Source organism: Corynebacterium hansenii, assembly GCF_030408795.1.
Lineage (GTDB): Bacteria > Actinomycetota > Actinomycetes > Mycobacteriales > Mycobacteriaceae > Corynebacterium > Corynebacterium hansenii.
The window spans coordinates 968,481-981,517 of sequence record NZ_CP047211.1; the positions used below are offsets into that span (position 1 = coordinate 968,481).

The following is a 13,037-nucleotide window of genomic DNA, read 5'->3' on the forward strand; positions in this document are numbered from 1 at the left end:
GCAACCAACCGACCCAGGAGACCACGAACATGGCCCCCCACCGCACCCCGTCCCCGGACCGCAAGCGCCAGCTGCGCGGACCCATCATGGTCCGCGACACCGGGGCGGCCGACCACAACCGGTCCACGACCGACCGCCGCCTGCTCGACCCGCACCAGTCCACCGACTGGCTGCACACGGACACCTGGCGCGTCATGCGGATCCAATCCGAGTTCGTCGACGGGTTCGGCGCGCTGGCGGAGATACCCAAGGCGATCACCGTCTTCGGGTCCGCCCGCACCCCCGAGGATCACCCGTACTACATCCAGGGCTGCGAACTCGGGCGCGCGATCGTCGACGCCGGCTACGCCTGCATCACCGGCGGCGGCCCCGGCCTGATGGAGGCGCCCAACCGCGGCGCCTACGACGCCGACGGCCTGTCCGTGGGCCTGGGCATCGAGCTGCCGCACGAGCAGTCGCTCAACGACTGGGTCGACCTGGGGCTGAACTTCCGGTACTTCTTCGTGCGCAAGACGATGTTCCTGAAGTACTCGCAGGCGTTCATCGCGCTGCCCGGCGGCTTCGGCACCCTGGACGAGCTGTTCGAGATGTTGGTCATGGTGCAGACCGGCAAGGTCACGCGGTTCCCCGTCGTCATGCTCGGCACCGAGTTCTGGGGCGGCCTGATCGACTGGATCCGCGGCCGCGTGCTGGCCGAGGGCATGATCTCGCCGGAGGACATGGACCTGTTCCTGGTCACCGACTCCATCGACGAGGCGCTGGAATTCATCGTCGCCGCCCACGAGGGGCAGGAGCGCGACCGCCGCGAGGAAGCCGCCCGCCGCGCCGTCGCCCGCGCCCACCGCGACGGCGACCAGGGGCTGCTGGACCGACGGTGAACGCTTCTCGACGGGTGGCCAGCGCGTTCCAGCCGACGCCGCTGCCCGCGGTGATGGCGATAGTCAACCGCACGCCCGATTCCTTCTACGACCGCGGGGCCACCGCCGCGGAGGACGCCGCCCTGGCGCGCATCGACGCCGTGGTCGCCGCGGGCGCCGACGTCATCGACATCGGCGGGGTGAAGGCCGGGCCCGGGCCGGTGGTCGACGCCGCCGAGGAAATCGACCGCGTCGTGCCCACCATCGCCGAGGCCCGCCGCCGGCACCCCGGGGTGACCATCAGCGTGGACACGTGGCGGGCGTCGGTCGCCGAAGCCGCCATCGCCGCCGGCGCCGACCTGGTCAACGACACGTGGGCCGGGCACGACCCAGAGCTCGTGGAGGTCGCCGGCGCCCACCGCGCGGGGTACGTCTGCTCGCACACCGGCGGCGCCGTGCCCCGGACCCGGCCGTTCCGGGTGCATTACGACGACGTCGTGTCCGACGTCATCGCCGAGACCGCCGCCCTGGCGGAGAAGGCCGTGGCCTGCGGCGTGCCCGAGGACCGGATCCTGGTCGATCCGACGCACGACTTCGGCAAGAACACCTTCCACGGGCTCGAGCTGCTGCGGAGGCTCGACGAGCTGGTCGACGCAGGCTGGCCCGTGCTGATGGCGCTGTCCAACAAGGACTTCGTCGGCGAAACCGTCGGCCGCGGCCTCGAGGGGCGCGTGCCCGCGACGCTGGCCGCGACCGCATGGGCGGCGGCGAAGGGCGTGGCCATGTTCCGCGTCCACGAAGTCGGCGACACCGTCGACGTCTGCCGCATGATCGGCGCCATCCGCGGCGACGTCCCGCCCCTGTCCACGATCCGGGGGCTGCAATGAGCGGCGTGAAGGGCGTGAGCGGCGTCAGCGGCGCGGGGGACGGCGCGACGGGCGTCGGTTCGGGAGCCGCGACGGGGACGGCGGACGGCGGGGACGCGGGCGTCGTCAAGCGGCCCACCGTATCCGTGATCCTGCCGGCCCTCGACGAGGAAGCGACCGTCGGCGCCGTGGTCGAGTCGGTGCTGCCGAGCCTGGCGGCCGGGATCGTCGACGAGATCATCGTGGTCGATTCCGATTCGTCCGACCGCACCGCCGAGGTCGCCGCGGCCGCCGGCGCGCGCGTGGTCAACTGGGCCGACGCCCTGCCCGGCGTGCCCACCCGGCCAGGCAAGGGCGAGGCGATGTGGCGCGGCGTCGCGGCGGCGCGCGGCGACATCGTGGTGTTCCTCGACGCCGACCTGCGCGACCCGTCGCCGACGTTCGTGCCCTCGCTGGTGGCGCCCCTGCTGAACGGCGACGACGTGCGGCTGGTCAAGGGTCACTACCGCCGCGACACCCCGGGCGACGTCGGCGGCGGGCGCGTCACCGAACTGACCGCCCGGCCGCTGCTCGCCGCCTTCCGGCCCGACCTCGCCGTGATCCGCCAACCGTTGTCCGGCGAATACGCCGCCCGCCGCGCCGACCTGATGGAACTGCCGTTCGCGGCGCGGTACGGCGTCGAGATCGGCCTGCTCGTCGACGTCGCCGACCGGTGGGGCGCCGAGACCATCCACGAAGTCGACCTGGGCGTGCGCGCCCACCGCAACCGGCCGCTGGGGCAGCTCGGCCCGATGGCCGTCGACGTGTCGGCGACGCTGCTGCGCAAAATCGGCCTGGAGCCCGCGACCGCGGAGGACTTGCCGGACGACCGCCCGCCGCTGGCGCGGGTGCTCGGCGCGGGCGCTCCGGGAGAGGTTATGAAACAATGATCCAAGCTCTCGCATTCACCTTATATGTGCTGCTCATTCCCATGTTCTGGGGGCTGTTCTCCGTGGTGCTGTCCCGGTTGCCGAATGGCCCGGAACGGCCCCCGGCGGTGCGAAAGCGCGTATCATGGACACACAGGCGCGGCATCGACGATGAGCCGCCCATGCATTTTCGCGAATGAGGAGAACCACATGGCAGCGATGAAGCCCCGTACCGGAGATGGCCCGCTGGAGGCCGTGAAGGAGGGCAAGAAGATCGTGATGCGCGTTCCCGCGGACGGCGGCGGGCGCCTGGTGGTGGAGCTGACGCCGGAGGAGGCCGCCGAGCTCGGTGCCGCCCTCAGCGCCGTCGGGCAGTAGCCCCGGACGATCTTCGATCGCGCCGGGAGCCCCGCCACCCGAGGACCCGGCCGATGTTCGCCGTGCCCCGCCGACGAAATGTCGGCGGGGCGTTGCGTTTGCGTGGGGAGGGGCGGGGTGGCCCGGCCGGTTTGGCCGGACGGCCTGGCCGGGAAGTCTGTCCCGCCCAGCATGCCCGCCCCTTCCGACCGGCCCGTTTGCCGGACCCGATGGAGGGGGCCGGGGGCCGCGGGCGGGGGCGCGCCCGGTAGGATTGGCCACCATTCACCGGCGACCGCGGTCATCGCCGCCGGTTCGCCCGATTTCCGAGGAGGAACCAGGTTGCTCGCCGACATCATCGACGTGCTCGCAGACCCCATCGACGGGTCCCCGCTGCGTTGCGGCGACCCCGAGTGGGCGACGCTGAAGTCCGAGTCCGGCCACAGCTACGACGTCGCGAAGCAGGGCTACGTGACGCTGGCGGGCGGCGCGGGGCTGCGCTATTCGGGCGATGACGCGAAGATGATCGGCGCCCGCGAGGAGTTCCTCTCCGGCGGGCATTACGCGCCGTTCGTCGAGGCCGTGACGGGCAACGTGCAGGACGTCCTGGACGACGCCGGCGTCGCGGAGGAGGCGAACCCCGCGATCCTGGAGATCGGCGCGGGCACCGGCTACTACCTGGCGCACACCCTCGACGGCGTCGATGGCGCGCGTGGCGTGGGCATCGACGTGTCGGTGCCGGCGGCGAAGCACCTGGCCAAGTGCCATCCGCGGGTCGGTGCGGTCGTCGCCGATGCGTGGGCGCGGCTGCCGATCCGCGATGGGTCGATCGACGCCATCACGGTGATTTTCGCGCCGCGCAACGCGGAGGAGTTCGCGCGGGTGCTCAAGCCGGGCGGGCAGGTCGTGGTGCTCACGGCGGCGACGGGCCACCTCGGTGAGCTGCGCCAGCCGCTGGGGATCATCGATGTGGAGCGCGGCAAGGTCGAGCGCATGATCGCGCAGGCCGAGGGGCATCTCGTGCCGGTCGGGGAGCCGGAGCTGGTGGAGTTCACCATGACGCTGGATCAGGATGCCATTGCGTCGCAGATCGGGATGAGCCCGTCGGCGCGCCACATCCACCCGGATGTGCTGGCGGAGCGGATTGCGGCGCTGCCCACGCAGATGGAGGTCACGGCCCGCGCGTACGTGACGCGTTTGGGCAAGGTGGGGTAGCGCCCGGTTTTCGCTTGACGACGGCCGCCCTCCTCGTGGGCGGCCGTTTCGTCGTTTTCGGGGTGGTGCGACGGCCTCTTCACCGGAGTGGCCCATCCACGCCCGGCTGACCTCTTCCCACCTCCTCGTCTGGGTGCCCCCTCCACGTCCGGTCGACTTCCTTCCACCTCCTGGTTTGAGCGGCCCCACCACGCCAGGCCGTCCGTTCCCGCCGACCTGACGCGCCCGACCGCTTCACCGAAGTGGCCCCTCCACGTCCCGGCGACCGTCGAAAAGTGCACATTTTCGGCCCACTCAAAACCCCGACCTGGAGTTTTGCGGAGCGGTGGTAGCACTTTGCGACACCTCCCACCCGCGAACCCCGACCGAATGACACGAACGCCTCGGGATGAGGGTCGGGGAGTGCCGACGGCGGGCGTGGGGTCGGCGATTGGCCCCATTTCGAGGTGGGTTTACGGCCGGCAAGTGTCGACCGGAGTCTTGGGGTCGGCGGTTGGGCCCACTCGAGGTGGGTTTATGACCGGCCCGAGGGGGCGTCGTGTCATTTGATCGACGGTCCGCACGTGGCGTCGGGGAAACCGCTGGTGGTCGAGTGTGCTACTCGGGAGTGTTGACCGAATGACACGAACGCCTCGGGATGAGGGTCGGGGAGTGCCGGCGGCGGGCGTGGGGTCGGCGATTGGCCCCATTTCGAGGTGGGTTTACGGCCGGCAAGTGTCGACCGGAGTCTTGGGGTCGGCGATTGGCCACATCCGAGGTGGGTTTACGGCCGGCAAGTGTCTACCGGGGGCGAGGGTTCGGCGATTGGCCCCATTGCGGGTGGGTTAGCGGCCGGCCAGAGGGGGCGTCGTGTCATTTGATCGACGGTCCGCACGTGGCGTTGGGGAAACCGCTGGTGGTCGAGTGTGCTACTCGGGAGTGTTGACCGAATGACACGAACGCCGCCGGACCGCCCAACCTCCCCCGCCGCCCGTGAACGCTCGGAGAGAGAAGACGCCGGCACCGTCGTCGGCGATGATCTCGATCGCCGACCGATCAACGACGACATCGAGGCGATGGCCGCCGGCAGCTCCTGTGCCGTTCGTCGCTTCGGTGGGCCGCAACGTCGTGGCACGCTCATCGCCGAAATGGTTGGGGGCGGCGGCATCGCTGCGCGTCACGGTCACGCGATCACCGGTCAACGACACCGTGACCAGCGGCGTTTCGCCGGTGTTGTCGCAGGTGGTGCCTTCGACGGTTCCGTGTGGGGTCGAATTCGAGGTGCCGCGTGAATCGGCGGCGCGGTTGTCGTTTTCGGCGAGTCCATGATTGGCCGACTTCGAGGTGTCGGGTGAATCGGCGAGACGGTCGGCGTCGTAAAGCTCCACGATCCCGTCGCCCTCGAGCCGCACCCGGAAGACTCCGCCGATGTGACCGTCGCCGACCTCGGGCAGCTCCTCGCCCGGGGGGAGGATGAGGGATTGGAGGAGGCGGCCGTCGTGAAGTGCGAGCTCGCGGGCGAACGTCAGGCAATGGACCCAACCCTCCGCGGCGACGGAAGGGTGATCGTCCTCCTCCGGCATGCCCATCCAACCGAGCATGACCGGGCCGCTTGGCGACGACATCGACGCAGCGGATTTGTCCGAGCTTTCTGCGGCGCCCGGGCCGGTGGGCGACGACGAAGACGACCCGGCGGAGTTGTCCGGGCCGCTCGACCCCAACATCGACGCGGCGGAGTTGCCTGAGTCGCCGTCGTCCCCATCGGCGAAAATCTGCGGCGCGTAGAACTCGAAGCCGTGGTCGAACTCCGTGAAAGGCGTGGTCACGCGGAAAACCAGGGGAGCGGCGGAAGATTCGGGCGCCTCGACGTGCCCGACGACGTACCCGCACTGGTAGCGATTGCGCAGCGGATCGCCGGAGTCGGCGCGGATGCCCTGGGGCGACAGGACCAGGACGTCGGCATCCTCGCCGGTCGCCGCATCCGTCATGCGCAGCAGATTCGGGCATTCCCACATGTAGCCGCCAGGCGACGGGCCGTCGATGAGCAGCTCTCGGCCCGCATCCCACCTGCGGCGATCCCGCGAAAAATGCACGATTGCAGTGCCGCGGTCATCGTCGGTGCGGGCGCCGAGGATCATCCGCCACACGCCCGGGTGATCGGGATCCTCGGTGACGATCGGGTCGCGGTAATGCGCGGTGATCCCCGGCGGCGGTCCCGGGATCAGCGGATTTCCGGGATGTTTTACGGGTTCGGCGAGCGACCCGTCGGGCAGCACGTCGGCCGTCGCCAGATTCTGCGTCGCGCCCCAGACGTGGCCGACGGGAAGGCCATCGGGGAACTCCTCGCGCAGACGGTCGGCGGCGAGGGCCGCCCTCACATCGCCTGCGGCGTCGTCGATTTCCTCGGTGGACCCGGTATCTCCGGCGTCCCGGGCCTCACCAGCGTCCCCGCCGACCCCGCTGGCCCCGGTCACCCCGCCGCCCCCGTACTCCTCGGGCGCCGGCAGGTTCCCTGTGTAGAACAGCTCAACGGGCCCGCCCGGCTCCTGCGGCGGGACGGCACCGCCGGAGTAGCAGCCGTCGGCGTCGTAGTCGTCGTCGGGGTGGAGCGCCTGCGGGCGGTGGCGCCACGTCAGCAGGTCCTCCGACGTCGCGTAGCCCCAGCCGGTGCGCCGCGGCGCCCGCGGGAAACCGGGGTCGAGCTGGTAGAACACGTGCCAGACGCCATCCAGCCGGACCAGCCCGTTCGGGTCGTTGAGCCGGCCGCGCTCGGGCGTGAGGTGGAACGCGGGGCGGTGAGTCCGGTTCGCCGCCACCGCGTCAGCCCTTGACTTCGGTGGCGTGGATCTGCGCGTCCAGGTCCTCGGGCGCCAGCTGCGCGCCGGAGAATTCCTCGGACAGCGGCAGCCGCAGCTGCAGGTCGGTGCCGGGGCAGATTTCGATGACGCCGCTCTTCAGCTTGAAGTCGAGCACGTGCCCGCCGCCGGTGCGGGCGTCGTCGATGAAGTGCACGTGGCAGCCGGGCACGGAGATGCCCTTTTCGTACACGGGCGTGCGGAACCCGGCGATGACGCCGCGGACGTTCTCGAAGTCGACGGATTCGTCCGCCTCGGTCGCCTCGACCATCTTGGGGTAGGGGCGGGACTGCTTGACGACGGTCCGCGTCTTCACCCATTCGAACTCGCCGGTGATCCGCAGCGCGTACATGTAGTTGGCGCTGGGCACGGCGGCGTCGATGAACGGGGTGATGTCGGCGCGCACGGTGTCGGCGGGGGCGTCGCGGACGATGTGCGGCACGAAGTTGGTCACCACGGCGTAGGGCGTCTTCTGGTTCATGGAGGCCCTGGTCGCGGAGCCGTCGCCGCGCAGCTGCCAGCACACGCCGTCGATGATCACCATTTCCCCGTCGAGGCCGTCGAACGTGCCGATGCCGAAGTTGCCCTTGCCCAGCAGCTCGCCGATGGACATTTCGCCGTCGTAGATGCCGTCGAGCAGGGCCGTCATCAGCGACGCCTGGAAGAACGTGTGTCGGGTGGTGGGCAGGTCCGCGGGGTGGTTGCCGCGGGCGGGGTTCGCGTCGATGGTCACGGTTCCCAGGCTAGCGCCGCCGCGTTCGCTTTACGACGGCCTCCGTCACCCGTGATGCGGCGACCCTGTTGTTTGCGATGAGCCGATAGACGATGGATGCGGGGGCGCGCACCAGCGGGTTGAGCAGGATCGAGCCGGCCAGGCGCCACCGGCGGGTGCGCCCGTGGTCGCGCAGGGCGTGGCCGATGGCTTCGTGGCCCAGCGCGACGAACGGTGGCGCGTGCGCCGTGTCGTTCTCCGCGCCCGTGCGCGCGCCGGTCGCGCCCGTGCTCGCGCCGGCCGTCACGTCGCGTTCTTCCACGTAAAGCGCGTTCCGCTCGATGAGGGCGGCGTCCACGCCGACCTCCTCGAACGGGTAATCCCACGACGAGGCGATGTTGAGGGAGGGGGCGGGGACGTCGTCAAGCGAACGCGGACCCGGTGCGCCGGCGACCGTGATCCGGCCCAGGGCCCGCGCCGCACGCGCGCAGAAACCGCAGCCGCCGTCGTAGACGAAGGTGGCCGCGGCTCGTGCGGGGAATTGCGGGGACATGTGGAGCGGCCTACATCAGGCTCTTGTAGACCTCGACGGTCTCCCGGGCGATGTTCTCCCAGCTGAAGACGGCGATCGCGCGCTGCATGCCGGCCTCGCCGATCTTCTTCGCCGCCCCGCGGTCGGCGACCATCTTGTTCACCGCGGCGGCGATGCCGGCCTCGAAACCGGACGGGTCGGACTCGTCGTAGTGGACCAGCGTGCCGGTCTCGCCGTCGACGACGACCTCCGGGATGCCGCCGACATCCGACGCCACCACCGCGGTGCCGCACGCCATGGCCTCCAGGTTCACGATGCCCAGCGGCTCGTAGATCGACGGGCACACGAAGGAATCCGCGGCCGTGAGGATCTCCTGGATCTTCTCCTTCGGCAGCATGTCCTTCACCCAGAACACGCCGTCGCGCTCCGCCTGCAGATCCGTGACCAGCTGCTCGGTCTCCGCCGCGATCTCCGGGGTGTCCGGGGCGCCCGCGCACAGCACCAGCTGCACGCCATCGTCGAACTGCGACGCCGCCTTGACCAGGTGGGCCACGCCCTTCTGGCGGGTGATGCGGCCGACGAACGCCACCATCGGGCGTGAGGGATCGACGCCGAGTTCCTCCAGCACCGACCAGCCGTTGGCCTCCTTCGACTCCTCCCACGTCGGGCGCGGGTGCCACAGTTCCGTGTCGATGCCGTTGAGCACCACGTGCACGCGGTCCGGCTCGATGCGCGGGTAGGCCTCCAGGATGGCGTCCTTCATGCGCGCCGACACCGCGATGACGCCGTCGGCGTACTCCATGGTGTTCTTCTCCGACCACGACGACACGTCGTAGCCGCCGCCGAGCTGCTCGCGCTTCCACGGGCGGTGCGGCTCCAGCGAATGGGCCGTCGCGATGTGCGGGATGCCCTTGAGCTTGCCGGTCAGATGCCCGCCGAGGCCCGAGTACCAGGTGTGGGAATGGACGACCTCGATGTCGGTGGCCGCCGCGGCGTCGGCCATGCGCAGCCCGGTCGACAGCGTCTTGACGGCCGGGTTCGCGTCCGCGAGTTCGGGGTCGACGCCGTGGACGAAGCACCCTTCCTCGTCGCGCGGGGCGCCCATGCAATGGACGTCGACCTCCACGCCGTCGAGCCCGCGCATGAAGCGCGTCAACTCGGTGACGTGCACGCCTGCGCCGCCGTAGATTTCCGGGGGATACTCTCGGGTCATCATCGCAACTCGCATGGTCACCAGCGTATCCGCATTCCCGGGGCTTGGCCGGGGGCCGCAAGCGCGGGGGCGGCGCGGAGCGTGCCCGAAGGGGCGCGCTAACCGCCTCACGGGCCGCCGTCGCAAAGCCCGCAGGTGCCGCCGCGGGGGTAGTCACATCGGAAGCGGGCCAACGAAAACGCATATAGGTTGGAACCCGTGAGGAGTCAACCGAATGTTCTGTCCATCGTTCTCGCCGGAGGCGAGGGCAAGCGCCTGTTTCCGCTGACCGCGGACCGCGCGAAGCCCGCGGTGCCCTTCGGCGGGAGCTACCGCCTCATCGACTTCGTGCTGTCGAATCTGGTCAACGCGGGTTATCTGAAGATCTGCGTGCTGACCCAGTACAAGTCCCATTCGCTCGACCGCCATATCTCGCAGGCGTGGCAGCTGTCCGGCATCACCGGCCAGTACGTCACCCCGGTGCCGGCGCAGCAGCGACTGGGCAAGCGCTGGTTCACCGGCTCGGCCGACGCGATCCTGCAGTCCCTGAACCTCGTGTACGACGAGTCCCCGGAGTACGTCATCGTCTTCGGCGCCGACCACGTGTACCGCATGGACCCGGAGCAGATGGTCCAGGCGCACATCGAGTCCGGCGCCGGCGTCACCGTCGCGGGCATCCGCGTCCCGCGCAGCGAGGCCCACGCCTTCGGCTGCATCGACGCCGACGACAACAACCGGATCACCAGCTTCCTGGAGAAGCCGGTCGACCCGCCGGGCACCCCGGATGACCCGGAGGCGACGTTCGCGTCGATGGGCAACTACGTGTTCACCACGGATGCGCTCATCGAGGCGATCAAGCGCGATTCGGAGAACGAGGACTCGAACCACGACATGGGCGGCGACATCATCCCGATGCTCGTCAACGAGGGCGAGGCCTACGTCTACGACTTCAAGGACAACTACGTCGCGGGCGAGACCGAGCGCGACAAGGGCTACTGGCGCGACGTCGGCACCATCGACGCCTTCTACGAGGCGAACATGGACCTGATCTCCGTCCACCCGGTGTTCAACCTCTACAACAAGAAGTGGCCGATCCACACCTTCGCGGACGAGAACCTGCCGCCGGCGAAGTTCGTCCAGGGCGGCATCGCCCAGGCGTCGATGGTAGGCGCGGGCACCATCATTTCCGGTGGCACCGTGCGCAATTCGGTGCTGAGCACCGGCGTCGTCGTCGAGGATGGCGCGACGGTGGAGGGCTCGGTGCTCTTCCCGGGCGTGCGCGTCGGCCGCGGTGCCGTGGTGCGCCACGCGATCCTGGACAAGAACGTGGTGGTCAGCGACGGCGAGATCATCGGCGTCGACCGCGAGCGCGATGCAGAGCGCTTCAAGATCAGCCCCGGTGGCGTCGTCACCGTCGGCAAGGGCGAGGTCGTGTAGCTTTTCCCGGTTCCCGGCCGCCGCTTCGGGCGGTGGTCGGGGGCGTCGCCGTCCGTCGTCGGCGAGGTGCGCGTTCGCGCACGTTCGCTTGACGACGTCCCGGCGTCATTGACTCCCCGGCGTCCGCCCCGGTTTTCGGCGGAACGGCCGCGGCGCGTGTCTCTCACGTGCCGCGGCTTTTGCGTTGTCAGGGGGCGCGGCCGGTTGTGGCACGCCGTCCCCGATCAGTGAATAATGGTTACCGCTGGGTCGCCGCAATCCGCGGTCGCGGGTCGGACGGTCCGGGCCGGGGCGTCATCGCCCCGGATTCGATGGACGGATGATGGACGAATGAGGAATGAGGAGACCATGACGGATTCGACCAATCAGGATCAGGCCGACCAGGACCAGGCCAACCAGTCGCCCGCGGTGAGCCGCGTGCTCGAGGGGCGTCGCGTGGCGGTGCTGGCGGGGCAGGGCGTCGAGCAGGTCGAGCTGACCGATCCGATGCGCGCGATCCGGGCCGCCGGCGGTGAACCGGTGATCGTGTCCTACGCCGACGGTTCCTTCGTGGCCATGAACGGCGACTGGGAGCACGCCGATTCCTTCGTCGTCGACGTCGACGTCAAGGAGGCCGACGTCGAGAGCTTCGATGCACTGGTGTTGCCGGGCGGCACCCTCAACGCGGATGCGGCGCGCATCGACGATGGCGTGCTGCGTTTCGTGAAGGCGTTCCACCGGACCGGCCGCCCGCTCGCGGCGATCTGCCATGCGCCGTGGATCCTGATCGATGCCGGTCTGGCGTCCGGGACGAAGCTGACGTCCTACGTCTCGTGCAAGAACGACCTGCTCAACGCCGGTGCGGACTGGGTTGACGAGCCGCTGGTGGTCGACGGGAACATCATCACCTCGCGCAACCCGGGTGACCTGGAGCAGTTCTGCTCGGCCATCGTCGAGGCGACCGCCGCCGCGCGCTGAGGCGTCAGTAGGTCGCGAACACGCGGCGGTTGACGCCGTCCAAGCGCACCTGCCCGCCGTAGGGCAGAACCCACTGCGGGCGCGTGTGCCCGAAGGGGATGCCCACGCACACCGGGGCGCCGGGGTTGTACGCGGACACGGTGGAGATGATCGCGCGCGCCTGATCGTCGGCGTATGCCCGGCGGTCGGCCTCGGAGGGGACGTTCGTGAACGTCGACGACGGCGGGCACGCCGCGATGACGCCGGTGACGGCCCCGAGGATCCCGCGTTCGCCGAGGCACGTCATCCATCGGGCGACCCACGCCGGAGTCGGCACTTCTTCGCTGGTCTCGACCATGAGGATCGCGTCGCGCAGCGTTTCCGGAGCGGGCAGCCTCCCCGCCATCCCGATCTCCGACAGGGATTCCAGGCAGCCGCCCCACGTGGGGCCGGCGACCTCGATGGAGGGGCCCGACCACTCCCAGGGGCGCGTCGGACGCCGCTCGCCGAACCTCGTGACCGCATCCGGCGAGGGCCAGTCGACGCCGAAATCCTCCATCTCGCCGGGATCCGTGATCTCGACTTCCACGCTGCCGGAGGTTCCGGAGCCGCCGGACCCGCCGGGAACGGCGAAGCCGCCGGAGGAGCCGGAGCTGCCCGAACCATCGCCGCCGGGAGCCTCTCCGAAGAGGGCGGCGCGCAGGGCGATCATGTGGATGTCGTCGATCGCCGGCCCGGCACCGAGGTGAACCTGGGTGGAGCCGCCGTAGAACCCGCCGACGCCGAGCCCGTGCAGATGATTGAGCAGATGCGAGTTGTCCGAGTAGCCGAAGAAGGGTTTGGGGTTGTCGCGGAGGACGTCGTCGTCGAGAAGCGAGACGACCTTGACCTGATCGGAGCCGCCGACGGTGGCGAACACCGCCCGGATCTCCGGATCGGAGAACGCGGCGTGAATGTCGGCGGCGCGGTCGGCGGGGGACGACGGGTTGCGCGTGCAGGGGTACTCGACGGGGACGAGGCCGAGCTCATCGCGGATCCGGCGGAGGGCCTGCTCGTGGACGTGCGGGCCCACCGACGGCGCCGCGAAGGACGGTGAAATGACCGCGACGCGGTCGCCCCGGCGGAGCCTGCGAAACCGCGGCTGGTCGGGGTGGGGGCGAGAGCCCGGCCCCATTCGCTCCGGCATCGCCC

Annotated in this window: 12 protein-coding genes; 7 read left to right on the forward strand and 5 right to left on the reverse strand. The window is 70.1% G+C overall.

The features are described from left to right. Nucleotides 1–29 precede the first annotated feature (29 nt). From CHAN_RS04345 to CHAN_RS04365, 5 genes are all read left to right on the forward strand, one after another. Nucleotides 30–878 carry an LOG family protein gene (locus CHAN_RS04345; protein WP_048742725.1) on the forward strand — a complete coding sequence of 283 codons (849 nt, stop codon included), beginning with the start codon at nt 30–32 and terminating at the stop codon, nt 876–878. 53 nt (nt 879–931) lie between these two features. Continuing rightward, the gene (folP, locus tag CHAN_RS04350; protein WP_290293312.1) at nt 932–1,744 is read left to right on the forward strand and encodes a dihydropteroate synthase; all 813 of its coding nucleotides are present in this window, start codon (nt 932–934) and stop codon (nt 1,742–1,744) included. Then, complete coding sequence (locus CHAN_RS04355) at nt 1,741–2,652, forward strand: glucosyl-3-phosphoglycerate synthase (RefSeq protein ID WP_290292186.1); 912 nt, start codon at nt 1,741–1,743, stop codon at nt 2,650–2,652. The genes folP and CHAN_RS04355 overlap by 4 nt, the downstream gene beginning before the upstream one ends. A gap of 189 nt (nt 2,653–2,841) precedes the next feature. Further along, nucleotides 2,842–3,009 (forward strand): DUF3117 domain-containing protein, encoded by a 168-nt coding sequence (locus tag CHAN_RS04360; protein ID WP_065421513.1) that lies wholly within the window; start codon nt 2,842–2,844, stop codon nt 3,007–3,009. A 321-nt stretch (nt 3,010–3,330) separates the two neighbouring features. Next, nucleotides 3,331–4,203 (forward strand): methyltransferase domain-containing protein, encoded by an 873-nt coding sequence (locus CHAN_RS04365; RefSeq protein WP_048742723.1) that lies wholly within the window; start codon nt 3,331–3,333, stop codon nt 4,201–4,203. Between the two features lie 908 nt (nt 4,204–5,111). Here the strand turns inward: CHAN_RS04365 and CHAN_RS04370 are convergent. Genes CHAN_RS04370 through glgA form a run of 4 tightly spaced genes read right to left on the reverse strand, consistent with a single transcriptional unit; the run spans nt 5,112 to nt 9,509 of the window. After that, nucleotides 5,112–6,998, reverse strand: coding sequence for a glycoside hydrolase family 32 protein (locus CHAN_RS04370; protein WP_290292192.1), 1,887 nt, complete (start codon nt 6,996–6,998; stop codon nt 5,112–5,114). Between the two features lie 4 nt (nt 6,999–7,002). Then, nucleotides 7,003–7,770, reverse strand: coding sequence for an acetolactate decarboxylase (gene budA / locus CHAN_RS04375; protein WP_290292194.1), 768 nt, complete (start codon nt 7,768–7,770; stop codon nt 7,003–7,005). Nucleotides 7,771–7,780: 10 nt separating this feature from the next. Then, nucleotides 7,781–8,302, reverse strand: coding sequence for a thiol-disulfide oxidoreductase DCC family protein (locus tag CHAN_RS04380; RefSeq protein ID WP_290292196.1), 522 nt, complete (start codon nt 8,300–8,302; stop codon nt 7,781–7,783). Between the two features lie 10 nt (nt 8,303–8,312). Beyond that, nucleotides 8,313–9,509: a glycogen synthase gene (gene glgA, locus CHAN_RS04385; RefSeq protein ID WP_290292199.1), complete on the reverse strand. Its 1,197-nt coding sequence runs from the start codon at nt 9,507–9,509 to the stop codon at nt 8,313–8,315. A 183-nt stretch (nt 9,510–9,692) separates the two neighbouring features. Between glgA and glgC the strand changes: the two genes are divergently transcribed. Both glgC and CHAN_RS04395 read left to right on the forward strand, forming a co-directional pair. Continuing rightward, complete coding sequence (glgC, locus tag CHAN_RS04390; protein WP_377748372.1) at nt 9,693–10,910, forward strand: glucose-1-phosphate adenylyltransferase; 1,218 nt, start codon at nt 9,693–9,695, stop codon at nt 10,908–10,910. 408 nt (nt 10,911–11,318) lie between these two features. Beyond that, nucleotides 11,319–11,867, forward strand: a complete 549-nt coding sequence (locus tag CHAN_RS04395; RefSeq protein ID WP_290293314.1) for a type 1 glutamine amidotransferase domain-containing protein — start codon at nt 11,319–11,321, stop codon at nt 11,865–11,867. Between the two features lie 4 nt (nt 11,868–11,871). Here the strand turns inward: CHAN_RS04395 and CHAN_RS04400 are convergent, their stop codons facing one another. Continuing rightward, nucleotides 11,872–13,032, reverse strand: a complete 1,161-nt coding sequence (locus CHAN_RS04400) for an LD-carboxypeptidase (protein ID WP_290292204.1) — start codon at nt 13,030–13,032, stop codon at nt 11,872–11,874. Nucleotides 13,033–13,037 lie beyond the last annotated feature (5 nt).

Coding starts and splice junctions, on each gene's coding strand:
- CHAN_RS04380 (WP_290292196.1), bottom strand. CDS start 8,302: ATGTCCCCGCAATTCCCCGCACGAGCCGCGGCCACCTTCGTCTACGAC.
- CHAN_RS04355 (WP_290292186.1), top strand. CDS start 1,741: ATGAGCGGCGTGAAGGGCGTGAGCGGCGTCAGCGGCGCGGGGGACGGC.
- folP (WP_290293312.1), top strand. CDS start 932: ATGGCGATAGTCAACCGCACGCCCGATTCCTTCTACGACCGCGGGGCC.
- glgA (WP_290292199.1), bottom strand. CDS start 9,509: ATGCGAGTTGCGATGATGACCCGAGAGTATCCCCCGGAAATCTACGGC.
- CHAN_RS04345 (WP_048742725.1), top strand. CDS start 30: ATGGCCCCCCACCGCACCCCGTCCCCGGACCGCAAGCGCCAGCTGCGC.
- CHAN_RS04360 (WP_065421513.1), top strand. CDS start 2,842: ATGGCAGCGATGAAGCCCCGTACCGGAGATGGCCCGCTGGAGGCCGTG.
- CHAN_RS04400 (WP_290292204.1), bottom strand. CDS start 13,032: ATGCCGGAGCGAATGGGGCCGGGCTCTCGCCCCCACCCCGACCAGCCG.